Origin of the sequence: Hydrogenophaga sp., assembly GCF_050250835.1 — a bacterium.
In the GTDB taxonomy this organism is placed as follows: Bacteria; Pseudomonadota; Gammaproteobacteria; order Burkholderiales; family Burkholderiaceae_C; genus Hydrogenophaga.
Map to the genome: position 1 here is coordinate 58,210 of NZ_JBFWNX010000014.1, position 24,092 is coordinate 82,301.

Annotated in this window: 27 protein-coding genes; 20 read left to right on the top strand and 7 right to left on the bottom strand. The window is 68.1% G+C overall.

Translation table 11 applies throughout. The features are described 5' to 3' along the window. Nucleotides 1-73 precede the first annotated feature (73 nt). From AB7F11_RS16605 to fabG, 16 genes are all read left to right on the top strand, one after another. Complete coding sequence (locus tag AB7F11_RS16605) at nt 74-313, top strand: acyl carrier protein (RefSeq protein ID WP_428290313.1); 240 nt, start codon at nt 74-76, stop codon at nt 311-313. Between the two features lie 3 nt (nt 314-316). Beyond that, complete coding sequence (locus AB7F11_RS16610; RefSeq protein ID WP_428290312.1) at nt 317-1,582, top strand: beta-ketoacyl-[acyl-carrier-protein] synthase family protein; 1,266 nt, start codon at nt 317-319, stop codon at nt 1,580-1,582. Nucleotides 1,583-1,618: 36 nt separating this feature from the next. Next, nucleotides 1,619-1,903 carry a phosphopantetheine-binding protein gene (locus AB7F11_RS16615; RefSeq protein WP_428290311.1) on the top strand — a complete coding sequence of 95 codons (285 nt, stop codon included), beginning with the start codon at nt 1,619-1,621 and terminating at the stop codon, nt 1,901-1,903. A gap of 1 nt (nt 1,904) precedes the next feature. Next, entirely contained in the window at nt 1,905-2,576 is a 672-nt protein-coding gene (locus AB7F11_RS16620; RefSeq protein ID WP_428290310.1) for a hypothetical protein, read from the top strand. Next, nucleotides 2,573-3,922 (top strand): AMP-binding protein, encoded by a 1,350-nt coding sequence (locus AB7F11_RS16625; protein ID WP_428290309.1) that lies wholly within the window; start codon nt 2,573-2,575, stop codon nt 3,920-3,922. Before AB7F11_RS16620 ends, AB7F11_RS16625 begins: the two co-directional genes overlap by 4 nt. Beyond that, nucleotides 3,909-4,214: a hypothetical protein gene (locus AB7F11_RS16630; protein ID WP_428290308.1), complete on the top strand. Its 306-nt coding sequence runs from the start codon at nt 3,909-3,911 to the stop codon at nt 4,212-4,214. The genes AB7F11_RS16625 and AB7F11_RS16630 overlap by 14 nt, the downstream gene beginning before the upstream one ends. Further along, nucleotides 4,211-5,116, top strand: a complete 906-nt coding sequence (locus tag AB7F11_RS16635) for an acyl-CoA synthetase (RefSeq protein ID WP_428290307.1) — start codon at nt 4,211-4,213, stop codon at nt 5,114-5,116. The genes AB7F11_RS16630 and AB7F11_RS16635 overlap by 4 nt, the downstream gene beginning before the upstream one ends. After that, nucleotides 5,113-5,682, top strand: a complete 570-nt coding sequence (locus tag AB7F11_RS16640) for a LolA-related protein (RefSeq protein WP_428290306.1) — start codon at nt 5,113-5,115, stop codon at nt 5,680-5,682. Before AB7F11_RS16635 ends, AB7F11_RS16640 begins: the two co-directional genes overlap by 4 nt. Further along, nucleotides 5,679-8,009, top strand: coding sequence for an MMPL family transporter (locus AB7F11_RS16645; RefSeq protein WP_428290305.1), 2,331 nt, complete (start codon nt 5,679-5,681; stop codon nt 8,007-8,009). Before AB7F11_RS16640 ends, AB7F11_RS16645 begins: the two co-directional genes overlap by 4 nt. Further along, nucleotides 8,006-8,647 carry an alpha/beta fold hydrolase gene (locus tag AB7F11_RS16650; RefSeq protein ID WP_428290304.1) on the top strand — a complete coding sequence of 214 codons (642 nt, stop codon included), beginning with the start codon at nt 8,006-8,008 and terminating at the stop codon, nt 8,645-8,647. The genes AB7F11_RS16645 and AB7F11_RS16650 overlap by 4 nt, the downstream gene beginning before the upstream one ends. Nucleotide 8,648: 1 nt before the next feature. Beyond that, nucleotides 8,649-9,449, top strand: a complete 801-nt coding sequence (locus AB7F11_RS16655; protein WP_428290303.1) for a polysaccharide deacetylase family protein — start codon at nt 8,649-8,651, stop codon at nt 9,447-9,449. Continuing rightward, nucleotides 9,446-10,168 (top strand): SAM-dependent methyltransferase, encoded by a 723-nt coding sequence (locus AB7F11_RS16660; RefSeq protein ID WP_428290302.1) that lies wholly within the window; start codon nt 9,446-9,448, stop codon nt 10,166-10,168. The genes AB7F11_RS16655 and AB7F11_RS16660 overlap by 4 nt, the downstream gene beginning before the upstream one ends. Nucleotides 10,169-10,239: 71 nt before the next feature. Then, the gene (locus tag AB7F11_RS16665) at nt 10,240-11,430 is read left to right on the top strand and encodes a beta-ketoacyl-[acyl-carrier-protein] synthase family protein (protein WP_428290301.1); all 1,191 of its coding nucleotides are present in this window, start codon (nt 10,240-10,242) and stop codon (nt 11,428-11,430) included. Continuing rightward, on the top strand, nt 11,427-12,236 hold the full coding sequence (locus AB7F11_RS16670; protein ID WP_428290300.1) for a beta-ketoacyl synthase chain length factor: 810 nt from the start codon (nt 11,427-11,429) through the stop codon (nt 12,234-12,236). The genes AB7F11_RS16665 and AB7F11_RS16670 overlap by 4 nt, the downstream gene beginning before the upstream one ends. After that, nucleotides 12,233-12,682: a hotdog family protein gene (locus tag AB7F11_RS16675; RefSeq protein ID WP_428290299.1), complete on the top strand. Its 450-nt coding sequence runs from the start codon at nt 12,233-12,235 to the stop codon at nt 12,680-12,682. Before AB7F11_RS16670 ends, AB7F11_RS16675 begins: the two co-directional genes overlap by 4 nt. Continuing rightward, nucleotides 12,679-13,401, top strand: a complete 723-nt coding sequence (fabG, locus tag AB7F11_RS16680) for a 3-oxoacyl-ACP reductase FabG (RefSeq protein ID WP_428290298.1) — start codon at nt 12,679-12,681, stop codon at nt 13,399-13,401. The genes AB7F11_RS16675 and fabG overlap by 4 nt, the downstream gene beginning before the upstream one ends. On the opposite strand, the gene AB7F11_RS16685 is transcribed toward fabG, so the two are convergent. The 7 genes from AB7F11_RS16685 to AB7F11_RS16715 all read right to left on the bottom strand — a co-directional run bounded on the left by AB7F11_RS16685 (nt 13,382) and on the right by AB7F11_RS16715 (nt 19,964). Next, nucleotides 13,382-14,590: a cation:proton antiporter gene (locus AB7F11_RS16685; RefSeq protein ID WP_428290297.1), complete on the bottom strand. Its 1,209-nt coding sequence runs from the start codon at nt 14,588-14,590 to the stop codon at nt 13,382-13,384. The two genes, fabG and AB7F11_RS16685, sit on opposite strands and share 20 nt — an antisense overlap. A gap of 5 nt (nt 14,591-14,595) precedes the next feature. Further along, nucleotides 14,596-15,357 (bottom strand): glycosyltransferase family 2 protein, encoded by a 762-nt coding sequence (locus AB7F11_RS16690; RefSeq protein WP_428290296.1) that lies wholly within the window; start codon nt 15,355-15,357, stop codon nt 14,596-14,598. Further along, nucleotides 15,354-16,127, bottom strand: coding sequence for a lysophospholipid acyltransferase family protein (locus AB7F11_RS16695; RefSeq protein WP_428290295.1), 774 nt, complete (start codon nt 16,125-16,127; stop codon nt 15,354-15,356). The genes AB7F11_RS16690 and AB7F11_RS16695 overlap by 4 nt, the downstream gene beginning before the upstream one ends. Next, nucleotides 16,124-17,059 carry a hypothetical protein gene (locus tag AB7F11_RS16700; protein WP_428290294.1) on the bottom strand — a complete coding sequence of 312 codons (936 nt, stop codon included), beginning with the start codon at nt 17,057-17,059 and terminating at the stop codon, nt 16,124-16,126. Before AB7F11_RS16700 ends, AB7F11_RS16695 begins: the two co-directional genes overlap by 4 nt. Beyond that, nucleotides 17,056-18,393, bottom strand: coding sequence for an NAD(P)/FAD-dependent oxidoreductase (locus tag AB7F11_RS16705; protein ID WP_428290293.1), 1,338 nt, complete (start codon nt 18,391-18,393; stop codon nt 17,056-17,058). Before AB7F11_RS16705 ends, AB7F11_RS16700 begins: the two co-directional genes overlap by 4 nt. A 90-nt stretch (nt 18,394-18,483) precedes the next feature. Continuing rightward, complete coding sequence (locus AB7F11_RS16710; RefSeq protein ID WP_428290292.1) at nt 18,484-19,128, bottom strand: LysE family translocator; 645 nt, start codon at nt 19,126-19,128, stop codon at nt 18,484-18,486. Between the two features lie 206 nt (nt 19,129-19,334). Next, a complete protein-coding gene (locus AB7F11_RS16715) occupies nt 19,335-19,964 on the bottom strand; it encodes a LysE/ArgO family amino acid transporter (protein ID WP_428290291.1) in 630 nt (209 codons plus the stop codon). Nucleotides 19,965-20,065: 101 nt separating this feature from the next. Between AB7F11_RS16715 and AB7F11_RS16720 the strand changes: the two genes are divergently transcribed. The 4 genes from AB7F11_RS16720 (at nt 20,066) to AB7F11_RS16735 (ending at nt 24,069) form a co-directional block, all read left to right on the top strand. Further along, nucleotides 20,066-20,992, top strand: coding sequence for an HTH-type transcriptional regulator ArgP (locus AB7F11_RS16720; protein ID WP_428300154.1), 927 nt, complete (start codon nt 20,066-20,068; stop codon nt 20,990-20,992). Between the two features lie 12 nt (nt 20,993-21,004). Further along, complete coding sequence (gene argS / locus AB7F11_RS16725) at nt 21,005-22,678, top strand: arginine--tRNA ligase (protein WP_428290534.1); 1,674 nt, start codon at nt 21,005-21,007, stop codon at nt 22,676-22,678. Between the two features lie 14 nt (nt 22,679-22,692). Continuing rightward, nucleotides 22,693-23,355, top strand: a complete 663-nt coding sequence (locus AB7F11_RS16730; RefSeq protein ID WP_428290535.1) for an SPOR domain-containing protein — start codon at nt 22,693-22,695, stop codon at nt 23,353-23,355. 69 nt (nt 23,356-23,424) lie between these two features. Beyond that, complete coding sequence (locus AB7F11_RS16735) at nt 23,425-24,069, top strand: thiol:disulfide interchange protein DsbA/DsbL (protein ID WP_428290536.1); 645 nt, start codon at nt 23,425-23,427, stop codon at nt 24,067-24,069. Nucleotides 24,070-24,092 lie beyond the last annotated feature (23 nt).

Here is a 24,092-nt window from a genome sequence, read left to right on the forward strand (position 1 = left end):
AATCCCGCATTCATTCATGTGCCCGGGCTCACGCCCTGGTTTCACCTTGCCGGTCAACATTCGGGCCCCTTCCATGAGTTCTGCCGACCTGATTCGCACCTTTCTCTCCGACCGCCTCGGCGTCGAGGCTGGCCTGGTCCAGCCCGCTTCGCGGTTGGCCGATCTCGGTGTCGATTCGCTGATGCTGGCCGAACTCCTGTTTGAAGCCGAAGACCGCCTGGGCATTGACATACCGTCCGATCTTCCGCTGCCCGGCACCGTGGCCGAGATGCAGGCGGCGCTGGATGCGCTGACCACCGCGAAGAGCGGCTGACCCATGCAGGTTCGCCGTGTCGCCATCACCGGCCTCGGGTTGATCAGCCCCTACGGCGGTGACATGGCCGACTTCTTCACGCGCCTGATCGCCGGTGAGTCGGCGGTGCGCCACCTGCTGACCGACGACCTGCCCCGTCCCCTGTCCACCCCCTTCGTGAGCTGCCTGGGCTTCAACGCCGAGGCCGCCCTGGGCAAACCGCTCGCGCTCATGATGGAGCGATTCGCCCAGCTTGGCATGGCGGCGGCCTTTCAGGCCTGGGACCAGGCCGGGTTGCCCCGCCGGCTGGAGGCGGGCGCCGACCCCGCCTCCCGCGACCAGTGGGGCTGCATCTGGGGCACCGCGCTCGGCGGCCTCGCCGCCCACGAACGGGGCAGCCGCGAACTCTGGCAAAAAGGGCGCGAACGCCTGTCGCCGCTTTCGGTCGTACAGGGCATGAACAATGCAGTCAACGCACACATTTCCATACAACTTGGCCTGGGCGGCCTGAGCACCAGCCACACGGCGGCCTGTGCGTCTTCGGGCATCGCCATCGGCGAGGCGTTCCGGCGCGTGCGCAGTGGCGAGGCCGACGTGATGCTCACCGGCGGTTCCGATGTGTGCCAGTCCTACGGCGTGGTGCGCGCCTGGGAGGCCATGCGTGTGCTGGCGCCAGGCGATGCGGCCACGTCGCCCATGGCCTGCCGGCCCTTCGCGGCAGACCGCGCCGGCCTGGTGCTGGGCGAGGGTGGCGCTGCGCTGGTGCTGGAAGCGTGGGACCACGCCGTCGCGCGCGGCGCGACCATCCATGGTGAAATTGTTGGCTATGGCACCAGTTGTGATCACAGCCACCTGGTCCGTCCGCAGCGCGATGGCCAGGTTCGTGCGATGCGTTCCGCACTCGCCGACGGAGGACTTGTGCCCCGGGACATCCATTACGTCAACGCCCACGGCACCGCCACGGCCGAGGGCGACCCGGTGGAGATGGCCGCCCTTCGCGAAGTGTTTGCTGATGTGGCGCAGGAGTTGCCCGTGAGCGCCACCAAGTCCATGCACGGGCACCTGCTGGGTGCAGCCGGCGCCATCGAGGCCGTGGTCACCGCCCTGGCGCTGCGCGAACAGGCGGTGCCTCCCACGGCCCACCTCGCCGGACGCATTGATCCCGCCTGCGAGGGCGTCGACCACGTGCTGCAGGGCCGCCGCGGCGTGCCCATGCAGGCCGCGCTGTCCAGTTCCTTTGCCTTTGGCGGCAGCAACGCCGTGCTGGCCTTTCGTGCGCCGCCCCGCTGACACGTTCCCAATTGTTTTGTCTATGCGAGTGACTCCATGACCACACCTGTCTCCCCCGAATCCGTCGACGCCCTGTGGCCCGAGGTCGTGGCCTTGATCATCGAAGCCCTCAACATGGAAATCGAAGCCGGCGAAGTCGATCCCGACGGACCGCTGTACGGCGACGGCATGGGGCTCGATTCCATCGACATGCTCGAAATCTCGCTCGTCATCTCCAAGCGCTACGGGTTCCAGATGCGTTCGGACAACGAGGACAACGAAAAGATCTTCGCCTCGCCGCGCGCCCTGGCGGCCCACATTGCCAGCCAGCGCACGCTGTGACATGAGCTGGACCCCGGCGCTGCGAGACCTTGGCGTGCTGCTGCTGATGGTGGCGTGGGTGGTTGCGGCGCACGCCGGCAGCGCGGGCTGGGGCAACGCCGACTTCAACACGGCGGTGGCTGTGTTGCCGGTCATCGCGGCTTTGTCGATGTCGCTCTGGCGCGTGCCGCAGTGGGGCTGGCGCATCGTGGGTGTGCTGGCGCAACTCCTGCTGCTGGTCTGGCTGTGGACGCGGTTGCGCCACAACGTGCCGCTGCTGTATTACCTGCAACACCTGGGTATCCATGTGGCGCTGGGTGTGTACTTTGGCAAGTCGCTGCTTGGCCCCGGTGACGCGCTCATCACCCGCATGGCGCGGCGCATCTTCGGCCACGAACTCTCCGAACGCAAGGTGCGCTACACGCGCAACGTCACGCTGGCCTGGACGGTGTTCTTTTTCGTCAACGCACTGGTGTCCACGCTGCTGTTCATCTTCGCGCCTTCGGCCATCTGGTCGGTGCATGCCAACCTGCTCACCGGCCCGCTGATCGGCCTGATGTTCCTGGTCGAGCACGTCTGGCGCCTGTGTGTGCTGCCGCCGCACGAGCGCCCGGGCCTGGCCGACATCGTGCAGGCCTACCGGCGCGAATCGGCGCAACGCTCGGCGCCCTCCACGCCCCCGCCGACGGCATGACGTCTGCTTCTGCGCTGATCAGCGAGCACCAGCTCGACGACGTGCTGGCCTGGCGTGCCCAGGGGCCGGTGCGGGTGCGCGAGTTCCTGGCCGATGCGCACGCACTGGCCGCCCGCCTGCCCGGTGGCGAATGGCTGATCAACCTTTGCGAGGACCGCTACCACTTCGCCGTCGGCTTCGCCGCCGGCCTGCTGGCGGGCAAGGTCAGCCTGCAGCCATCGTCGCAGTCGCCGCAGACGCTGCAGCGACTGGCGGCCGATCATCCTGGCGCGTCCTGGCTGGCGGATCACCCGGATGCGGTACCGGGTCTGCCGGGCCTCGCCTTTCCCGAGCCGGCGGCACTTCCTCGTGCCGAGGTGCACCGCATACCGCTGATCGACGACGACCGCCTGGCCGCCATCCTGTTCACCTCAGGCTCGACCGGCCTGCCTCAGCCGCACCGCAAAACCTGGGGCAAGCTGGTGCGCAATGGCCGCGCCGAGGCCAGCGCGCTGGGCCTGTTGCAGAGGCCACAGGCTGTCGTGGGCACGGTGCCGATTCAGCACAGCTACGGCTTCGAGTCCACCTTGCTGATTGCCCTGCATGGTGGTTGCCAGTTCGCCGCCGGCAAGCCCTTCTACCCGCAGGACATCGTGGAGGCGCTGGCGGCCGTGCCGCGCCCGCGCATGCTGGTCACCACGCCCTTTCACCTCTCCACGCTGCTGGCTTCGGGCCTGCGGGTGCCGCCACTGGACCTGGTGCTCTCGGCCACCGCACCGCTCAGCCCCGAGCTCGCGCGCCGCGTGGAGGCGCACTGCGGCGCGCCGGTGCACGAGATCTATGGCTCCACCGAATCGTCCGCGCTGGCCAGTCGGCGCACGCTCGATGGCGCGGCCTGGCGGCCGATGGAAATGGTGCGGCTGGAGCAGGAGGGCGATGCCACCCATGCGAGCGGCGGCCACGTCGAAGGCCGTGTGCCGCTGGCCGATCTCATCGAAACCTGCGCCGACGGGCGCTTCCTGCTTCACGGCCGGCACGCTGACCTCATCAACATCGCGGGCAAACGCACCTCGCTGGCCTACCTCAACCACCAGATCGGCGCGCTGCCTGGCGTGGTCGACGCTGCCTTCTTTCTGCCCGACGAGCCGGAGGGCGAGGAAAGGGTGGCGCGACTGGCGGCTTTCGTGGTGGCGCCCACGCTCGATGTGCGCACCCTCATGGCGGGCCTGCGCCCCCGGCTCGACGCCATCTTCCTGCCGCGCCCGCTGGTGCTGGTGGATGCCCTGCCGCGCAACGCCACCGGCAAGCTCACGCGCCAGGCCCTGCAGGCGCTTTACGCTGAAAAGGTGGCCCATGGCCAGCGCTGAATTCACCTGGGCCGTGCCGCTCGACCACCCCGCGTTCGCGGGCCATTTTCCGTCCCGTCCCATCGTCCCGGGCGTGGTGCTGCTCGACCAGGCCTTGCTGTTCGCGGCGCGCCTGCACGGGGCCGCCTCGACCGCCGGCTGGCAGGTCGCTCAGGCCAAGTTCTTCGTGCCAGTGGGGCCCGGCGCCGAGTTGCGCTTTGCCCTGCAGTCCACCGCACGGGGCGGCATCGGCTTTCGTGTGATCGGCGAAGGGCGCGACGTGGCCAGCGGCAGCCTGGTGCCCGCACCATGACCCATGGGCCAACGCCCGACTGGATGCGCGAACAGGAGCGCAGCCACCTGGGCGCGTTGCGCCTGATGGTGTGGATCTCTTTGCGCCTGGGCCGTCCTGTCGGGCGGTTGGTGCTGCGCGGCATCGCGCTGTATTTCGTGTTGTTCTCGCCCAAGGCGCGCCGCCATGGGCGCGACTACCTGGCGCGCTCGCTGGGCCGGACGCCAACCTGGGCCGATGGCTACCGCCACGTGCTGAGTTTCGCCAGCACCGTGCATGACCGTGTCTACCTGCTCAATGATCGCTTCGACCTGTTCGACATTCGCATCGTGGGGGGTGAGCTGGTGAGCGAGGCGCTGCGGCGCCAGCCCGGAGCGCTGCTGATGGGCGCACACCTGGGCAGCTTCGAGGTGCTGCGCGCCGTCGGCCACACGCACGCCCATGCGCCGGTGGCCATGCTGATGTATGAGGAAAATGCGCGCAAGATCAACGCCATCCTGCACGCCATCAATCCGGCGGCTCGGCAGGACGTGGTGGCACTGGGCCACCCCGACTCCATGCTCAAGGCGCGTGACCGGCTGGAGGCCGGCAGCCTGGTGGGTTTGCTGGCCGACCGATCCCTGGCGAACGACTCGACGGCAGAATGCCAGTTCCTGGGTGCGCCCGCGCGCTTTCCCGTGGGGCCCTGGCGCATGGCGGCGATGCTGCGTCGGCCGGTGTTTTTCATGGCGGGCCTCTACCTGGGTGGCAACCGCTACGAACTGCATTTCGAGCCGCTGGCCGATTTTTCGACCACCGAGCGCGGCGAGCGCGACGCCGCCATGGCCCAGGCCATGCAGGCCTATGCCGATCGGCTTGGCGATTTCTGCCGCCGCGCGCCCTACAACTGGTTCAACTTCTTCGACTTCTGGAACCGCTCATGATCCGACGACTTCTTGTGAGCCTTGTGCTCCTGGGCTTCACCGCCCTGGCGCAGGCCGCTCTCGACATCGACCAGCTCATGGCCGAGCTGGCCCGCAACCCCGGGGGGCAGGCGAAGTTCGTCGAAAAGCGCCACTTGGCGCTGCTCGACAAGCCCGTGATCGCCACCGGCGAGATGACCTACACCGCCCCCGATCGACTGGAAAAACGCACGCTCACGCCCAAGGCCGAGACCATGGTGCTTGACAAGGACACGCTCAGCCTGGAGCGCGACCGGCGCAAGATCTCGATCCAGCTTGGCCAGCGGCCCGAGGTCGCGGCCTTCGTGGAGAGCATCCGCAGCACGCTGTCGGGCAACCGCGCATCGCTTGAACGCAGCTACCAGCTGGCGCTCACGGGCAACCTCGACGCCTGGGTGCTCACGCTGGTGCCCAGCGATGCCCGCATCGCCACGCTGCTCAAGCGCATCACGCTGAGCGGCGTGCGTGAACAGGTGCTGGGCATCGAATACTTGCAGGCCGATGGTGACCGCACCGAGATGAGCATCGAGCCGGTGAAGGCGCCATGATCCGGAGTCCCCTGCAGGCCCTTCTGGTCTGGCTCGGTGCGATGGCGATCGGCGTGTCCCTGCTGCTGAACACGCGCTTCTCCGCCGACATCTCCTTCTTCCTGCCGTCGCGGCCCACCGCCGAGCAGTCGGTGATGGTGGATCAGTTGCGCGAGGGAGCCGTGTCGCGGCTGCTGATGCTGTCCATCGCGGGCGGTGATGCGAGGCAGCGCGCCGATGCTTCGCGTGCGCTGCGCGCCGCGCTGGCGGACCACGAGTCTTTCGCCTCCGTGCAGAACGGCGAAGCCGAGGCGCTGGATGCAGCTCGCGATTTCCTGCTCGACCACCGCTACCTGCTCAGCAGCGCGGTCACGCCCGAGCACTTCAGCGTGGAGGGCCTGCGCGGCGCCGTCAACAACAGCATTGACCTGCTCAGCTCTTCGGCCGGCCTGCTGTTCAAACCCTACCTCGCACGCGACCCCACCGGCGAACTGGTGGAGCTGGTTTCGGGTCTGGGCGCGGGTGTACAGCCCAATGAGGTCGAGGGCGTGTGGGCCTCGCGCGATGGCGAGCGTGCCATGCTGCTCATGCAGACCCACGCGCTCGGCTCCGACACCGACGGTCAGGCCGCCGCCATCGAACTGATCCGCGAGCGTTTTGCGCAAGCCACCCGCCAGCATGGCCTGGAGGCGCTGACGCTGGAGATGTCCGGGCCGGGCCTGTTTGCGGTGCGGGCGCGGGCCACCATCCAGGAAGAGGTGGTGCGCCTGTCGATCCTGAGTTCGGTGATCCTCGCCCTCCTGCTCGGCTTCGTGTACCGCCGTGCGCGCCTGCTGCTGCTCACCCTGGTGCCGGTGCTCAGCGGCACGCTGGCCGCCATCGTCGTGGTGGGGCTAGTTCACGGCACGGTGTTCGGCATCACCGTGGGCTTCGGCGCCGCGCTCATCGGCGAGGCGGTCGACTACGCCATCTATTACTTCGTGCAATCTGGCCGCATGGGCATGGCATCCTGGCGCGAACAGTACTGGCCCACCATCCGCCTGGGCGTGCTCACCTCGCTGCTGGGATTTGGCGCGCTGCTGTTCTCGGGCTTTCCCGGCCTCGCCCAGCTCGGCCTGTACGCCATCAGCGGCGTGGTCACGGCCGCGCTGGTCACGCGCTACCTGCTGCCGCACCTGGCCGGCTCCGGCGTACACCTGAACGACGGCGCGCGCCAGGGCCGGGTGTTGCGCCCGCTGGTGGAGGGTGCGGGGGTGCTGCGCTGGCCGCTGCTGGTGGTGGTGCTGGTGGCCGGGGTCTATCTGGCGCAGAACCGCAACGAACTCTGGTACCCCAATCTCTCGGCGCTGTCCACGGTCACCCAGGCTGAGGGCGAGGTCGATGCGCGCCTGCGCAGCGACCTCGGCGCGCCCGATGCACGCTACATGGCGGTGATCACCGCGCCCGATCGTGAAAGCGCCCTGCAGGCGGCCGAGCGTGCGGGTGCGCCCCTGCGCCGGCTGGTGGAGCAAGGCCGCATTGGTGGCTTCGACACCCCGGCTCGATTCCTGCCCAGCGAGGCCACGCAGAATGCGCGACGCGCCAGCCTGCCTCCACCCGAAGAGCTCCGGGAGCGTTTGCACGCAGCGCTGGTCGATGCGCCCATTTCGGCCGATCGCCTGCAGCCCTTCCTGGACGACGTGCGCACCGCGCGCGCTTCGGCCAATCTCACGCGGCAGGACCTCGACGGCACCGGCCTGGGCCTGGTGGTAGACGCCCTGCTGTTGCAGCGCCCACAGGGCTGGAGCGTGCTGCTGCCGCTGCGCGCCGCGCCGGACCTGGACATTCCGGTCGATGAAGTGCGCACCGCCCTGGCGGGCAGCGGCGCGCTGTTCGTCGACCTCAAGGGCGAGTTCGACACGCTCTATGGCGACTACATCGACGAAGCCATCGTGCTGTCGCTGGCGGGCTTTGCCGCCATCGTCCTGGTGCTGGGCCTGGTGCTGCGCAGCCCGGCCCGCCTGCTGGGGGTGATGTTGCCGCTGGTGATGGCGGTGTTGGTGGTGGTCGCCGGGCTGCACGCCAGCGGCGTGCGCCTGCACCTGCTGCACCTGGTGGGTTTGTTGCTCACCGTGGCGGTGGGGTCCAACTACTCGCTGTTCTTCGACCGCGTCGCGCTGGGTGAAACGCTCGACGACGAAACCCTGCTGTCCATCGGGGTGGCCAGCACCACCACCGCCATCGGCTTTGGTGTGCTGGCCTGGTCGTCGGTGCCGGTGCTGCACGCCCTGGGCGTGACCGTGGGCCCCGGCGCGGTGCTCGCGCTGGTGCTCTCGGCGGCATTTGCCGCCAGAAAGCCCACGCCGTGACAGCGCTGCGCACCGTGGGCAAGGCCGGCCAGGCGCCCAATCTGATGGTGATGCTGCCCGGCGTGGCGATGCGCCCCGAAGCGATCTTCGAGGCCGGCTTCGCCACCGCGATCGAACGCCGCGCGCTGCCGCTGGACCTGTTGAGTGTGGACATCGACGGCGTGGGCCTCGACGCGGTGGACACCTGGGACCGCCTTCAGCGCGAGGTGATCGACCCTGCGGTCCAGCGCGGTGCGCGCGTGTGGCTTGGCGGCATCTCGCTCGGCGGCATGGTGGCCATGGCGCACGTGGCTGCGCGCCCCGGCGTGGCCGCCGGCCTGTGCCTGCTCGCCCCCTACCCGGGCAGCCGCCCGAGCACCAACGTGATCGAGCGCGCCGGGGGACCGGATCGCTGGCGACCCAGCGAACGCGATCTGTGCGATCCCGAACTGCGCGTGTGGCAATGGCTGCAGCGTCCGCCAGCCGATCTGCCGGTGTTCATCGGCCATGGCAGCGAAGACCGCTTCGCCGAGCGCATCCAGCAGGTGGCCGAGCGTTTTCCGGTGGCCTCGCGTCACGTCGTGCGCGGTGGGCACGACTGGGCCGCCTGGTTGCCACTGTGGGAGCGCTTTCTCGACCTGGGCCATTTCGGTCGCTGACATGCCCGTGCGCTGGCAACCTTCTCCCTTCCTTTCGGCGAGTGTGGCCGTGCACGTCGCGGCTGCGCTGGGCGCGATCGTGGCGCCCGCCGCCTGGCCCTGGGCTGTGGGGGTGCTCGTGGCCAACCACGCGTTGCTCGCCGGGGCAGGCCTGTGGCCGAGTTCGCGCTTGCTCGGGCCCAACCTGGTCCGCCTGCCCGAAGCGGCCGCCCAGCGGCGCGAGATCGCCCTGACCATCGACGACGGTCCCGATCCCGAGGTCACACCGCGCGTACTGGACCTGCTCGACGCCGCCAACGTGAAGGCCAGCTTTTTCTGCATTGGCCGCCTCGCACAGCAGCACCCCGAGCTGTGCCGCGAGATCGTGCGGCGCGGCCACCGGGTGGAGAACCATGGCCATGCGCACAGCAACGCGTTCTCGCTCTTCGGCCCCAGGCGCATGCGGCGCGACATGGCGCTCGCGCAAGCCACGCTCACCGACATCACGGGCCAGGCCCCGCGCTTCTTTCGCGCCACCGCTGGTCTGCGCAATCCGTTCCTCGACCCGGTGCTGCACAGCCTGGGCCTGTCGCTGGCCACCTGGTCGCGCCGTGCCTTCGACACCCGGACCGGCGACCCTGACCGCGTGTTCCAGCGCCTGGCCGGGCAGCTGGGCCCGGGCGACATCGTGCTGATGCACGACGGGCACAGCGCCCGAACGCGCGACGGCGAGCCCGTGATCCTCGCTGTGCTGCCGCGCCTGTTGCGCCACATGGCTGAACATGATCTGCATCCCGTCACCCTGTTCCAATCCGTTTCATGAGCCGACCATTCATTGACCGGCTGGTGGCCGAAGCCAGCCAGACCTTCCGCCCCAGCGGCCAGTTCGCCCGCCACTACGCGCGCGGCAAACTGGGCCACGACAACATCTTTCACGAAATGCTGCGCCGGGGGCTGCTGCCGCAGGGCGGGCACTACCTCGATCTGGGTTGCGGGCAGGGCAGCCTGTTCGCCTGGCTGCTGGCGGCGCACCGGTTGCACGAGCAGGGCCAGTGGCCCGCCGGCTGGGCAGCACCGCCGCAACCCCGCCGGCTGCGCGGCGTGGAACTGATGCACAGGGACGTGGACCGCGCCGCGCGGGCGTTTGGTCCGCAACACCCGGTGGTGCGGGTGGAACAGGGCGACATGAACGCCGTGGATTTCGGCCAGCCCGATGCCATCCTCATTCTGGACGCACTGCACTACTTCAGCCATGCGCAGCAGCGGGAGGTGCTCACACGCATCCGCCAGGCGCTGTCGCCGGGTGGCGTTTTCCTCACCCGCATCGGCGATGCGGGTGCGGGCCTGCGCCACCGCATCTGCGTGGGCGTGGACCGTCTGGTGACCTACGTGCGCGGCCACCGCCTGCCCCAGCTGTATTGCCGCCCGCTGGCCGAATGGGTGGCCGAGCTCGAACGCCTGGGGTTCGCGGTGGAAAGCCAGCCCATGAGCGGGCGCAAGCCGTTTGCCAATGTGATGCTGGTGTGTCGGGTGCCGCACTGAATGGCGCGTCCTGGCCTGCCACCATCTGAGACAATGCCCGACCTTGTTTCTCCTGCTCTCCGCCTTTATCCGTGAAGCCCCTGCTGCTGTCCGCCTACACCGCCACCACCTGCCTTGGTGTGGGTCTGGCCGCGCACCGAACGGCCCTGCGCGAGGGCCGAAGCGGCCTGGCCCCCTGCACCTTCGAGACCGTGGACGTGCCGACCTGGGTGGGCGAGATCGCTGGCGTCGATGCCTTCGACCTGCCTGACTCGCTGGCTGCCTACGACTGCCGCAACCACCGCCTGGCCTTGCTCGCGCTGCAGGCCGACGGTTTTGCAGACCGGGTGCGCGAGGCCGTGTCCAGGTACGGGGCGAACCGTGTCGGCGTCTTCATGGGCACCAGCACCTCCGGCATTCTGCAGACCGAACTCGCCTACCGACGGCGCGACCCCGCCACCGGCGCGTTGCCTGCCGACTTTGGCTACGCCACAACGCACAACCCCTACGCGCTCGCCGAGTGCCTGCGCCAGCACCTGGGTATCAACGGGCAGTCCACCACCATCTCCACCGCCTGCTCGTCCAGCGCCAAGGTGTTTGCCGCTGCGGCTCGCCAGATCGAGCTGGGCACCCTTGACGCGGCACTGGTCGGCGGCGTGGATTCGCTGTGTCTGACCACGCTGTACGGATTCGCATCGCTGGAACTCACATCGCGCGAGCCCTGCAGGCCTTGCGACGCCGGCCGCGACGGCATTTCCATCGGCGAGGGCGCGGCCTATGCGCTGCTGGAACGGGCGCAGCCAGCCAATGCCGGTGACGTGTGGCTGCTGGGCGCGGGTGAGTCCAGTGATGCACACCACATGTCGGCGCCCCACCCCGAAGGCCTGGGCGCGCGCATGGCCATGCAGGCCGCGCTGCACTCGGCCGGGCTGGCAGCGGGCGACATTCAATACATCAATCTGCATGGCACCGCCACGCCCGCCAACGACGTGTCCGAGGGCAAGGCGGTGGCGGCCGTGTTCGGCGATGGCGCGGTCTGCTCGTCCACCAAGGGCGCGACCGGTCACACCCTGGGCGCGGCGGGCGCGGTCGAGGCGGTGATCTGCGCGCTTGCGCTGGTCGATCAGTTTGCGCCGGGCAGCCCCGGCACGCGCTCGCTCGATCCAGCCATTCCGCTGCAATACCAGTTGCGCGGCGCCAACCTGCCACTGCGCCATGCGCTGACCAACTCGTTCGGGTTCGGCGGCAGCAACTGCAGCCTGGTGCTTGGTGTCATGACATGAACCCTGCATTGACCCATCGACCGCTCACCGCCTGGATCACCGGCGTGGGCTTCATCGCGCCGGGGCTGCCCGACTGGCCGAGCGCCTGCGCCGTTCTGCGGGGCGAGCAAGCCTGGGTCCCGGCGCCTTCGGTGTTGCCGTCACCAGCGCTCCTGCCGCCGGCCGAACGGCGTCGCGCGAGCCGCGTCATCAAGCTCGCGCTGGGGCTCGGGCTGGAGGCCGCTGCCGGCGACGACGTGGCCCGCCTGGCCACCGTGTTCACCGCATCGGGTTCGGATGGACACAACTGCCATGCGCTGTGCGAGCAACTGGCCACCGAAGACCGCCACATCTCACCCACACGCTTCCACAACTCGGTTCACAACGCGCCCGCCGGCTACTGGGGCATCGCCACCAGATCCATGGCGCCGTGCCAGGTGCTTTGCGCGTTCGACGGCAGCTTCGGTGCCGGTCTGCTGGATGCGCTTGGCCAGGTGGTGCTGGACCAGCAGTCCACGCTGCTCATGGCCTACGACAGTGAATACCCCGAGCCCTTGCACCGCATGCGGCCGCTGCCAGATGCCGCCGGGGTGGGGCTGCTGCTGGAGCCGAGGGCCACGCCAGGCTCGCTTGCCCGCATCACCGCCTGGACCACCGAGGCGAGCGCCACACCCTGGCAGCATGCGCCCCTGGAGCCGCTGCGCGCCGGCGTGCCTGCGCTGCGCGGCCTGCCCCTGCTGGAGCTACTTGCCCAGGCCCGCTGGGGCGAGGTCTGCCTCGACTACCTGCCGGGCATGCAGCTCGCGGTGCGGATCGAAGCGCCATGAACCGCGACGAGATTGCTGCCCGCATTCCGCACCAGGGCGACATGTGCCTGCTCGACACCGTCGTGGCCTGGAGCACCGACCACATCGAATGCCGCGCCACGGGTCACACCGACCCGGCGCATCCGCTGCGCGCGCAGGGGCGTCTGGGCGCGGCCAACGGCATCGAATACGCGGCGCAGGCCATGGCGGTGCATGGCGCACTGGTGGCAGGCGCCGAGGGCGCGCCGCGCCAGGGTTACCTCACCAGCGTGCGCGGTGTCTCCCTGCACGTCGATCGCCTGGACGATCAGGAAGGGCCGCTGTGCGTGCGCGCCGAGCGACTGTCGGGCGACGCCAACCAGGTGCTCTACCGCTTCAGCCTGCACCATGGCGAGCGCTGCCTGCTCGAAGGTCGCGCGGCGGTCGTGCTCGACGCCGACTTGCTGGAACCAAGGACAAGTTCATGAAAAAACGGGCGCTGGTCACCGGCGGCAGCGGCGGCATCGGCGAGGCGATCTGCCGGCGCCTGGCCGCCGACGGACTCCACGTCATCGTGCATGCGCACCGGGCGCTGGACAAGGCTGAAGCCACCGCACAGGCCATCCGCGAGCGTGGCGGCAGCGCCGAGGCCGTGGCCTTCGATGTGACCGACCGCACGGCCTGCGCCGCCGCACTGGACAGGTTGACGGAAGCCGGCCCGATCCAGATTCTGGTGAACAACGCGGGCGTACACGACGATGCGGTGTTCCCTGGCATGAGCGGCGGGCAGTGGGACCGTGTGTTGGACGTCTCGCTCAACGGCTTCTACAACGTGACGCAGCCGCTCACGCTGCCGATGATCCGCACACGCTGGGGCCGCATCGTCAGCATTTCATCGGTGGCCGCGATCATGGGCAACCGGGGGCAGGTGAACTACGCGGCGGCCAAGGGTGCGCTGCATTCGGCCAGCAAGGCGCTCGCACTCGAATTGGCCAGCCGGGGCATCACCGTCAACGCGGTGGCGCCCGGCATCATCGAGACCGACATGATCGAGGGTGCCTTCGACCCGGAGGCCATCAAGCGCATGGTGCCGATGCAGCGCGCGGGACGAGCCGACGAAGTGGCAGAACTGGTGGCGTTCCTGGTGTCCGAACAGGCCGCCTACATCAGCGGACAGGTGATCTCCATCAACGGAGCGATGGCCTGACCGTTGCGGGCATGGCCGCGCCGCGCAGCTTCGGTGCCACCATTGGCACGGTCAGCATGGTGCTGGCCACCGCCATCAGCAGCAGGGCCGTGAAGGTCTCGCTGGTGATGATCTGTTTGTCCAGCAGCACGTTGGCGAAAATGATCATGATCAGCGCTTTGGTTTGCAGCAGCCAGCCAATGATGGCCGCTTCGCCGGATGGCCATTGCAGCCAGCGTGCGGCGGCATGCACGCCCAGCAGCTTGCCGCCGACCGAGGCCACCAGCAGCAGCGCGGCCGTGGCGAACACCGCTGCACCACCCACGCCCCACTCGGTGCGCAGGCCGGTGGAGAGGAAGAACACCGGCATCATCACCAGCAGCACGTGGTGGCGCAACTGGTCCAGCGTGTCCTGATCGAACCATTCGGCGTCCATCACCACGCCGGCGAGGAAGGCACCCACCATGTAGTGCAGGCCACACCAGTCGGCGCCGAAGGCGCACACCGCCAGCCAGATCAGGGCCACATGCCAGCGATCGCGCTCAGGCAGCCAGCGCATGAGGCGGCGAAACGCCCAGGCGAGGGCGGTGAACACCAGCACGAACACCACTTGTTTGCCCACGCGTTGCCAGTCCATCAGGATCAGCGCGAGCACGCCCCAGATGGCGATGTCGTCCAGGCTCGCATAGCGCAGGATGCGCTGACCCAGTGGCTGGCGCAGCATCTCCAGTTTTTCCATGAGCAGGATCAGGATGGGGAGCGCGGTCACCGCGCAGGCCATGCCCACGCCCAGCACGAACTGCCAGGGCTGGGCGGAAGCACCGATCCAGCCGGCCTGGCCCAGCAGCAGCGCTGCGGCGAAACACCCCGCCAGCATCGGCACACCCAGCGCCAGCCCGGCGGTCACGCCGCTCTCACGGCGGTGCTTCCAGGCCTGCCGCAAATCCAGTTCAACGCCGGCGATCATCACGAACAGCATCACCGCCCACCACGCGATGCCATTGAGCGACTGGATCACCGTCGGGCTGAACACCAGGGCGTGGTATTCGGGGAACGCCTTGCCCAGCACGCCCGGGCCCAGCAGGATGCCCGTGACAATCTGCACCACCACCAGCGGTGCCCAGTAGTCGGTGCGAAACAAGCGCCAGATCAGCCAGGGCACGGTGAAGATGATCGCCATGGCGACCAGGAAGACTTCGGTGGTGTTCATGCCATTCAGCGGGACAGACGCCGCCACAGCAGCAATGGCAGGCGAAGCACGAAACCGGCGAAGAGCCGGGTGTGCATCCAGCTCAGCAGCAGGTTGTCGCGAAGGTAGTTGAAGTGCGAGACGCCGCCCTCGTGCGGCGTGAAGTAGCGCACCGGCGCGTCCACGTTGATCGGTCGTACGCCGGCCCAGCACAGGCGCACCACGGCTTCGGGGTCGAAGTCGAAACGGCGCATGAAGCGCGTGGCGTGCATCACGCGCATGAGCGCCTCGATGGGGTAGACGCGAAAGCCGTAGAGCGAATCGCCGATGCCCATGCCCAGCGTTTCCAGGTTGGCCCAGGCGTTGGACACCTTGCGCCCGTTCACACGCAGCGCGGGGGCCTCCGGTCCAAACACCGGCTTGCCCAGCACCATGGCATCGGGTGCAGCCTGGGAGGTGGCCATGAACTGCGGAATCAGCGTTTCGGGATGCTGGCCATCGGAGTCCATGGTGAGGGCGTGGGTGAAGCCGGCCTGCGCGGCGCGCGTGATGCCCTCCAGCACGGCCGAGCCTTTGCCGCGGTTGTGCGGCAACACCAGCACGCGCAAGCCCGGGTCGGCGGCGGACGCTTCGAGCAGCCAGTCGGCCGAGCCGTCGGTGCTGCCGTCGATCACCACCCACACGGGCGTCCACTGCGCGCGCGCGGCGCGCACCGTCTCCAGCACTTTGCGGCCCGGGTTGTAGCTGGGAATGAGGACCAGGTGTGTGGTGCTTGGCGTTGGCGTCATGATGTCCTGGGGTGGGCGAGTTCGGCGCGCAAGTGTGCCTCCAGCTCGGCGGTGAGAGCACGCGGATCGAGCCGCGCGTCGAACCGCTGGCCCAGCCGGATGCGGCAGGTCAGCGGCAGGCTCGGAGGGCGCCACAGCGGCCAGCCCTTGCCCAGGTAGGGACTGGAAAACTCGATGAGCAGCGTCTGTACCGGTACAGACGCACGCGATGCGATGAGCGCAGCCGTGCGCGACAGCGGGTTGAGCAGGTTGGCTGGATACCCCACCGTGCGGGTGCTTTCAGGGAAGATCACCACTTGCGTTCCCCCGCGCAAGGCCTCGCGGCAGCGCAGCACCACGTGCAGGGGCGTGTCGTTGCGGACATACCCGGCCAGGCGGGCGCCCGCGCCGAGCAACGGGTTGTCCATCACGTCGGCCTTCATCACGCAAACGGCATGGGGCAGTCGCGAGGTGATCAGCACGGCGTCCAGCAAGGAAGGATGGTTGGCGACGATCACCATCGGGCCCTGTTCGCGCAGGGCATCCATGGCCTCGACGTCAAAACGGCAGGCGCACAGCAGGCGCAGCACGCCCATGTAGCACTGGAAGCCGCGCATGATCGCCATGCGACCCAGCGAGGACCCCCAGGCACGGGGCAGCACCGGGCGCAGCGCGGTCGCCAGCGGCAGCCAGGCCAGGCAGAGCAGGGCCAGTGTGCCCAGGCCCACCCCCATCGCGAGGTGCTCGTACACGCTCCACAGTGTGGACGAGGAGCGCAGGCGCGCACTCATGGAGGCGACAAGGAGTGAAGGGCCTGGCTCTCGACTTCCACCAGCAGGTCGCTGCGGCAGATGTCGGCTCGCACGCAGGCCAGAGGAGCGTCGCCCAGCAGCGCCTTCAGCGTGCGCTGCACGGTGGCGATGTCGCTCGCGTGGCGCACATAAGCACGGTGACTCATGTCGCCGAGCGCAAAAGCGGGAGCCGAGCGCGCCAGTCGGCTGGCTTCCTGGACGACACATTCCAGGTTGCGCACGGTCTCGCGGCATTGCGCGACGACGTCGCCTGGGTGAACGGTTTCGTGCCCCACGATGCTGGCGGTGCCGGAGATGAACAGCACTTCCTGCCCTGGCGGATAGGCCAGCGCAGCCCGCGAAAAAGTGGGCGCGCGGGGCCCGTATTGCGTGGGGTAGCGCCAGGCACTCAACTGGCGAGGGTTCTCCACCGGCACCACCGGCATGCTGCCCGCGAGAAACGCCACGGACAAGGGGCCGTGCTGGACCCCGATGGCGCAGGCCGCCGGCACCTGCCCGCCGGTGTCTCGATGCGCCTGCACGAATGCCGCGTAACGTCCCAGGTTGAACTGTCGGTAGCGCTCCAGCCCGTGCGATTCGCCGTTGATGTCACCCAGGTAGTTCCACACCCGCCAAAGGTGAGGCATGTCCTGTTGGCGCAGCAGTCGAAACAGGCGCTCGTAGACCGACTGGCTCGCGGCCTGCAATGGTGACATGCCGGCCGCTGTGGGAAGGACGTCGGTCTCCTGCAGTTCGATCATGCCCAGCAGCATGTCGGCATTGCGCTGCCAGTGGATGCCTTCGCTGTGGCCGCGTTGCAAGGGACGGTCGACGTGCCAGATGCTGTTCAGTGACGGTGAGACATGCGAGAGCGGCGAGTCGTGCCGGCCGCCATCTCGCGCTGTCTGTGTGGGGGTGTTCTGCAGGGTCACGACGGTTGAGCCAGTGAGGCCTCTTCGGCCGGACGAACGTTGTGGCGGCGCCGACGCCAGGCGGCGAAGGCCCGCCGGGGCTGCAACAGGTTGGCGCCGTAGTAGAGCGCCTTGAAGACCAGCAGTGAACGCCAGATGGGTGTGCGGCCGAAAATGTCGCCCGCCAGCATGGAAAGCAGCGCTTCCTTGACGCGGAAGATGTTGCTCGGACCCATGAAGAAGTCGCGCATCACGGGGTTGGTGACGCGGTAGATGAACCACGAGAATTCCTTCGGCCCATGGCGCATCTGGCGGTCGAAGCGTTTGAGCGCGGAGCGCGCGCGTCCGGGTTCGCGCAGACAGGTGTGGATGGTCTGCGCACCCAGTTCACCGCCGCTCATGGCCAGCCACACGCCTGAGGAGAACACCGGGTCGATGAAGGTGAAGGCGTCGCCCAGCATCAGGTAGTTCTCGCCGTGGTTGTGGCGCGCCGAGTACGAGAAGTTGCCAGTGGCCTCCACCGGCGTGAGCAGCTCGGCATCTTTCAGGCGATCGGCCAGGCCGGCGCAGGTGGCCACGTTGTCCATCAGGAACTGTTGCAGGCTTCGCCCGCCGCGCGTCTTCATGTGGTAGGGCCAGGTCACCATGCCCACGCTGGTCGCGCCGCCCGTGAGCGGGATGAACCAGAACCAGCCATGGTCGAACCAGAACACGGTGATGTTGCCCTCGGCCTCGCCGTCGTTGCGGCGAGCACCACCGAAATGGCCATAGACGGCAGCGCTGGTGTGGCTCGGGTTGCGTTCCTTGATCTTGAAGCGCGAGGCCAGAAAGGTGTCGCGCCCGGAGGCGTCAACCAGGAACTTCGCGTCCCACACCGTGGTGCGGCCGTCGTCGTGCGTGGCTTGCACGCGAACCGTGCGGTCCGGCAGAAATTCCACCGAACGCGCCTGGCAGCCCTCGTGCACGTCCACGCCCTGGCGTGCGGCGTTGCGGATCAGGATTTCGTCGAACTCCGCGCGCTTGACCTGGTAGGCCGAAGGCATGGACTTGTCCCAGGCTTCGGCGAACAGAAAGGTCTGTGCGTGCGCGTGGTTCGGCGAGACAAACTCGGCGCCCGGCTTGTGCTGGCCAATGGCGCGCACTTCGTCGGCCACGCCCAGGCGTTCCAGCAAGGGCAGATTGGCTGGCAGCAGCGATTCGCCAATGTGAAAACGCGGGTGATGGGCCTTTTCGAGCAACACGACGCGGTGACCTTTGGCGGCCAGCAACGGCGAGACGGTAGAGCCGGCAGGCCCCCCGCCGATCACGAGAACGTCACAGGTCTGACGTTCGGGTCCCTGGTGGTCTTGGTTCATTTGGACGCACCGGCAGTGCCAAGTCAGGCAGGCCTGCGGTGCCGGGGCAGTGGACAGCCGGAAATTGTACCGGCCGTCCATTGAGCGAGGTCACGGTGAGCGGCGGCTCGCCAGTGCAGCCAGCACACCCAGCCCGACGAAAGTGCCACTGGTGAGGTAGCGACCTGCGCGGCGGAATCTGCGCAGGCGCGTCAGTCGGGGCGCGATCCAACCTGCCGCCAGCGCGTAGGCCGTGTCGCTCAGCGCCGCCATGGCCACGAAGATCGCGCCCAGTGCCACGCTCTGCGCGACCACCGAACCCTGCGCCACCAGGAACTGCGGCAGGAAAGCGGCGAAGAAGAGCGCAGTCTTGGGGTTGAGCAGCGCGACCAGAAAGCCATCGCGAAAGATCCGGCGCAGGCTGTCGGGCGCGGGCGCAGAGTCCTCCGGCGCGACCACAGGCGCGCGCAGCGCCTGAACGCCCAGATAGATGAGGTAGGCCGCCCCCGCGAACTTGACCACCGTGAACGCCAGCGAAGACACCGCAAACAGCGCGGCCAGTCCGAGCGCTGCGCCCACCGCGTTGCCAAAGTTGCCCAGCGCCACGCCGGCCACCGAAGCCATGCCATGGCGCCGGCCTTGCGCAAGGCTGCGCGCCAGGATGTACACCACACCCGGCCCGGGCGTGACCGCCAGCACCAGGCTGGCGAGCATGAAGGCGGACAGAAGTGGCCAGGAGGGCAGGAGGTTGGTCAAGGGTCAGCTTCCTGAGGCTCCGATGAGGAACTCGCGAACCAGTTCGTCAACGCGCTGGTCTTCGGGTAGGGGGATGAAGTTCAATTCGCACCAGGTTTCTGAATCGTTTCATTTTCTTGTGCGAAATGCGGACGATCAAGGGGCAGGTGAGTCTCGAAGAACTGATGCAGCCCGGCGAGCTGTTGCAGATCGACTTCGGCAAGATCCTAGATCAGGCTGGAGAGCAGCCAGAGCGCGGTGCCCCACATCATCAGCGCCACCAGGCCATCCAGCGCCCGCCACACCTTCAGCGAGTTGAGCCGGCGACCCAGCCAGAAGGCGGCCGTGCCGAGCACCAGAAACCACACCAGCGAACCGGTGGCCGCGCCCAGACCAAACACCTTGCTGCCCTGGCCATACGCCAGCGAAGCGGTGCCGATGAGCACCGCGGTGTCGAGCCAGGCGTGGGGGTTGAGCCATGAGAAGGCCAGGGCCGAGAGCACAGCCTGGCGGCGAGAGACGGGTTCCGCTGCCGCCGGGGTCGAACCTTCGACCGTCTCCGCACGCGGATGCAGGAAGCGCCGGAACGCCTGCCAGCCGTAGACCGCCAGGAACAGCATGCCCGCACCGACCAGGGCGCCATGCAGCTTGTCCGACAGGCCGCCCAGTTGCGCCAGGCCGAGCACGCCCAGGCCGATGAGCGCCACGTCGGCCAGCGCGCACACCAGCACGGTGAGCCACAGGTGCTGGCGCTGCAGACCCGCGCGCAGCACGTGCGCGTTCTGTGGGCCGATGGCCATGATCAGCGACATGCTGAGCACCATGCCAGCGGTGAAGGTGGGAAAGGCGAGGGCCATGACGAACTCCAATGCGAATGGGAGGAGTCTGCCCTGGATTGCATACAAATTAAACCTGATTAACTTAAACTCTGATTGATTAAAAACAAATTGATCAAAGTATGCTGGACGCCCGTCAACTTGAAGCCCTCGCTGCCGTGGTCGAACACGGTGGGTTCGGGCCGGCTGCCAAAGCGCTTTCTCTCACGCTGGCCGCCGTGTCGCTGCGCATCAAATCCCTGGAGGACACGCTGGGTCAGCGCCTGCTGGTGCGTGGCAAGCAGGTGCGCGCCACACCGGCGGGGCAGGCGCTGCTCGGCCATGTGAAGCAGGTGCGCCTGATGGAGGCGGATCTGCTCAATGGCCTGCAGGGCGGTTCCCCGGGCGAGGGGATGCGCTGGCAGAGCCTGTCGGTGGCGATCAACGCCGACTCCGTGGCGAGCTGGTTCCTGCCCGGCGTGGCGCCGCTGCTGCGCCGCCACCACCTGCTGCTGGAGATCGTGATCGACGACCAGGACCACACGCACGACGCGCTCAAGAGCGGCGACGTGATCGGCTGCGTGACCACACTGGCCCGCGCCATGCGCGGCTGCGTGGCCGAGCCGCTGGGTGTGATGCGGTACCTCTGCGTAGGTGCGCCCGAGCTGGTGCGGCGTTGCCGCACCCCGCGCGGCGCTGTCTCGCCACACAAGTTGCTGGCGCAGCCGGCAGTGATCTTTAACCGCAAGGATGCGCTCCAGGACGCCTTTCTGGAGCAGCACTTCGGTCTGCGCCAGCCGCACTACCCGCGCCACTTCGCGCCCGCCGTGGAGGCTTTCGAAACCGCCATTGAACTCGGCCTGGGCTGGGGCATGGTGCCTGAACAGCACCTGGCCAAGCGCCCGGGCCTGCAGGAATTGCTGCCAGGTGCGGCGGTGGACGTGGTGCTGTACTGGCAGCACTGGGCGCACGAGTCGATCTCGGCCCAACGGCTCACGGCGGCGGTGAAGACCGCTGCGCGCGAACACCTTCGGCCCATGGAACCCCCCCCGGCAGGGGCCCCCGCCTAAAATCTCGCCCTTATGCTCAAGATCAAACAGGAATTGCTCGATGGACTCGCCGCCGAGCTGGAAAAGCTGTCACCCGGCGCAGGCGCCAGGGCCGCGTTCGAATCGCCCAAGGTGGCCGCGCATGGCGACTTTGCCAGCACCGCAGCCATGCAGCTGGCCAAACCGCTCCGGCAGAACCCGCGTCAACTCGGCGAGAACCTGCGCATGGCCTTGCTGACGCAACCCGCCTACCAGCAATGGGTGTCCGACATCGACCTCGCCGGCCCGGGTTTCCTCAACATCCGCCTCAAGCCAGAAGCCAAGCAGCAGATCGTGCGCGAGGTGCTGAGCGCCGGCGCCGCATTTGGCCAGCAGAACAGCAATGGCCAGCGTCTCATGGTCGAGTTCGTCTCGGCCAACCCCACCGGCCCGCTGCATGTGGGTCATGGGCGCCAGGCCGCTCTGGGTGACGCAATCTGCAACCTCTACCAGACCCAGGGCTGGCAGGTGCACCGCGAGTTCTATTACAACGATGCGGGCGTGCAGATCGGTACCCTGGCCACCTCCACGCAGTGGCGCGCCCGGGGCTTCAAGCCCGGCGACGCCGAATGGCCCGAGGCCGCCTACAACGGCGACTACATCCAGGACATCGCCAACGACTTCCTGGCGAAACACACCGTCAAGTCCGACGACCGCGAGTTCACCGCCAGTGGCGACGTGAACGACCTCGACGGCATTCGGCAGTTCGCCGTGGCTTATCTGCGCCACGAACAAGACCTGGACCTGCAGGCCTTCGCGGTCAAGTTCGATCACTACTACCTCGAGTCCAGCCTGTACACCAGCGGGCGCGTGGCCGCCACGGTGCAAAAACTCGTGGATGCAGGCAAGACCTACGAGCAGGACGGTGCGCTGTGGCTCAAGTCCACCGACTACGGCGACGACAAGGACCGGGTGATGCGCAAGTCCGACGGCTCGTTCACCTACTTCGTGCCCGACGTGGCATACCACATCGCCAAGTGGGAGCGCGGCTTCACCAAGGTCATCAACATCCAGGGCACCGATCACCACGGCACCATTGCGCGCGTGCGCGCCGGTCTGCAGGCCGCTGGCGTGGGCATTCCGCAGGGCTACCCCGACTACGTGCTGCACACCATGGTGCGGGTGGTGCGCGGCGGCGAAGAGGTCAAGATCAGCAAGCGTGCGGGCAGCTACGTGACGCTGCGCGACCTCATCGAATGGACCAGCAAGGACGCTGTGCGCTTTTTCCTGCTCAGCCGCAAGCCCGACACCGAATACACCTTCGACGTCGATCTGGCGGTGCAGAAGAACAACGACAACCCGGTGTACTACGTGCAGTACGCGCACGCGCGCATCTGCTCGGTGCTGGCTTCATGGGGCGGCGATGTGGCCACGCTCCGGGGTGCCGACCTGACCGCGCTCGAGAGCGCGCCGGCGCAGGCCCTCATGCTGCTGCTGGCCAAGTACCCCGCCATGCTGGCCGATGCCGCACGAGATTTCGCACCGCACGACGTGACCTTTTACCTGCGCGAACTCGCCGCCAGCTACCACAGCTACTACGACGCCGAGCGCATCCTGGTGGACGACGAGTCGGTGAAAACCGCGCGCCTGGCGCTGGTCGCCGCCACCGCGCAGGTGTTGCACAATGGTCTGGCTGCGCTGGGCGTTGGTGCCCCACAGAAGATGTGATGGTGAAACCTTCAATGAAAAAGAAATCCCCTCAGGCGAGCAGCACCTTCGGCGGCACGCTCATCGGCTTTGTGGTGGGCTTGCTCGTGGGTCTGGGTGTGGCGCTGGCCGTCGCGGTGTACGTCACGCGCGTGCCGATCCCGTTCGTGGACCGAGGCGTCTCGCGCAATTCCGACCTCGACGCGCTGGAGGCCGAACGCAACAAAGGCTGGAACCCCAACAGCACCCTGGGTCGCACGCCTCCTGCAGCCGGTGCGCCCGCTCCGGCGGGCACGCCACCCGCGGGCCAGGCCGGCGCCATCGTCGTTCCCCCCGCCGATGGCCGGCCACTGCCCGCACCGGCGGCCGATCCGCTGGGCGATCTCGTGCAGTCCCGCCTGGGGCAGGGCGCTGCGGCGGCTGCGCCCGCTGCTTCCGCCCCCCAGCCTGCAGGCGCCGATCCTTTCACCTACTTCGTGCAAGCCGGCGCTTTCCGATCGCAGGACGATGCCGAGGCCCAGCGCGCCAAGCTGGCCATGCTCGGCATTGATGCGGCCATCACCGAACGCGAGCAGTCGGGTCGCACCGTCTACCGCGTGCGCGTGGGGCCATTCAGCCAGAAGGCGATGGCCGATCTCACCCAGGAACAGCTCCAGGTCAACGGCGTTGAAGCGGCGCTCGTGCGCGTCCAGCGCTGAAGGAACTTTTGGTGATGCCGCCGGCCCAACCGGGGCTGCACATCGTGCGCAGTCAAGGAGTCTGATTTCATGCAACGTCGCGTCTTTTCCCGTTCCCTGCTGGCCAGCTCCGCGCTCGGCGCCGTCGGTGGCCTGGCGCTCACCCCCGCCCTGGCCCAGCGCGTCGGGCCCAAGGAGGGCGTGGACTTTGTCCGGCTGCCGCGTCCTGCGCCCGTGCAAAGCACCGCCGGCCAGGTGGAGGTGGTCGAGTTTTTTGCCTACACCTGCATCCACTGCCACAACTTCGAACCGATCTTCGATGCCTGGATCAAGAAACAACCGGCCCATGTGGTGGTGCGCCGCACGCCCGTGGCCTTCAGCCCGGCCTTTGTGCCCATGCAGCGCCTTTACTACTCGCTGGAGTCCATGAATCTGGTGGACAAGCTGCATGCCCAGGTGTTCAAGGCCATCCACGAAGAGCGCCTGCCCCTCACCACGCCAGCGGCCATCATCGACTGGGTGGCCAAACAGGGCGTGGACCGCGCCCGCTTCACCGAGGCGTTCAACAGCGAGCCAACCGGCCAGAAGGCCGCTCGCGCCGCCAGACTGCAGGACGAGTACGGTGTGGAGGGCACGCCCGCTCTGGGCGTTGCCGGCCGCTACTACCTCAACGGGCAGGGTCCTCGCACCCTGGTGGTGGCGGACGCGTTGATCGTGGAAGCGAGGAAGGGCTGACGCCCTACCCCCCGCGTCGCCCT

Excerpts from the sequence above, each read along its gene's own strand:
- AB7F11_RS16605 (WP_428290313.1), top strand. The coding sequence starts at position 74 with ATGAGTTCTGCCGACCTGATTCGCACCTTTCTCTCCGACCGCCTCGGC.
- AB7F11_RS16610 (WP_428290312.1), top strand. The coding sequence starts at position 317 with ATGCAGGTTCGCCGTGTCGCCATCACCGGCCTCGGGTTGATCAGCCCC.
- AB7F11_RS16615 (WP_428290311.1), top strand. The coding sequence starts at position 1,619 with ATGACCACACCTGTCTCCCCCGAATCCGTCGACGCCCTGTGGCCCGAG.
- AB7F11_RS16620 (WP_428290310.1), top strand. The coding sequence starts at position 1,905 with ATGAGCTGGACCCCGGCGCTGCGAGACCTTGGCGTGCTGCTGCTGATG.
- AB7F11_RS16625 (WP_428290309.1), top strand. The coding sequence starts at position 2,573 with ATGACGTCTGCTTCTGCGCTGATCAGCGAGCACCAGCTCGACGACGTG.
- AB7F11_RS16630 (WP_428290308.1), top strand. The coding sequence starts at position 3,909 with ATGGCCAGCGCTGAATTCACCTGGGCCGTGCCGCTCGACCACCCCGCG.
- AB7F11_RS16635 (WP_428290307.1), top strand. The coding sequence starts at position 4,211 with ATGACCCATGGGCCAACGCCCGACTGGATGCGCGAACAGGAGCGCAGC.
- AB7F11_RS16640 (WP_428290306.1), top strand. The coding sequence starts at position 5,113 with ATGATCCGACGACTTCTTGTGAGCCTTGTGCTCCTGGGCTTCACCGCC.
- AB7F11_RS16645 (WP_428290305.1), top strand. The coding sequence starts at position 5,679 with ATGATCCGGAGTCCCCTGCAGGCCCTTCTGGTCTGGCTCGGTGCGATG.
- AB7F11_RS16655 (WP_428290303.1), top strand. The coding sequence starts at position 8,649 with ATGCCCGTGCGCTGGCAACCTTCTCCCTTCCTTTCGGCGAGTGTGGCC.
- AB7F11_RS16660 (WP_428290302.1), top strand. The coding sequence starts at position 9,446 with ATGAGCCGACCATTCATTGACCGGCTGGTGGCCGAAGCCAGCCAGACC.
- AB7F11_RS16670 (WP_428290300.1), top strand. The coding sequence starts at position 11,427 with ATGAACCCTGCATTGACCCATCGACCGCTCACCGCCTGGATCACCGGC.
- AB7F11_RS16675 (WP_428290299.1), top strand. The coding sequence starts at position 12,233 with ATGAACCGCGACGAGATTGCTGCCCGCATTCCGCACCAGGGCGACATG.
- fabG (WP_428290298.1), top strand. The coding sequence starts at position 12,679 with ATGAAAAAACGGGCGCTGGTCACCGGCGGCAGCGGCGGCATCGGCGAG.
- AB7F11_RS16685 (WP_428290297.1), bottom strand. The coding sequence starts at position 14,590 with ATGAACACCACCGAAGTCTTCCTGGTCGCCATGGCGATCATCTTCACC.
- AB7F11_RS16690 (WP_428290296.1), bottom strand. The coding sequence starts at position 15,357 with ATGACGCCAACGCCAAGCACCACACACCTGGTCCTCATTCCCAGCTAC.
- AB7F11_RS16695 (WP_428290295.1), bottom strand. The coding sequence starts at position 16,127 with ATGAGTGCGCGCCTGCGCTCCTCGTCCACACTGTGGAGCGTGTACGAG.
- AB7F11_RS16705 (WP_428290293.1), bottom strand. The coding sequence starts at position 18,393 with ATGAACCAAGACCACCAGGGACCCGAACGTCAGACCTGTGACGTTCTC.
- AB7F11_RS16715 (WP_428290291.1), bottom strand. The coding sequence starts at position 19,964 with ATGGCCCTCGCCTTTCCCACCTTCACCGCTGGCATGGTGCTCAGCATG.
- AB7F11_RS16720 (WP_428300154.1), top strand. The coding sequence starts at position 20,066 with ATGCTGGACGCCCGTCAACTTGAAGCCCTCGCTGCCGTGGTCGAACAC.
- argS (WP_428290534.1), top strand. The coding sequence starts at position 21,005 with ATGCTCAAGATCAAACAGGAATTGCTCGATGGACTCGCCGCCGAGCTG.
- AB7F11_RS16730 (WP_428290535.1), top strand. The coding sequence starts at position 22,693 with ATGAAAAAGAAATCCCCTCAGGCGAGCAGCACCTTCGGCGGCACGCTC.
- AB7F11_RS16735 (WP_428290536.1), top strand. The coding sequence starts at position 23,425 with ATGCAACGTCGCGTCTTTTCCCGTTCCCTGCTGGCCAGCTCCGCGCTC.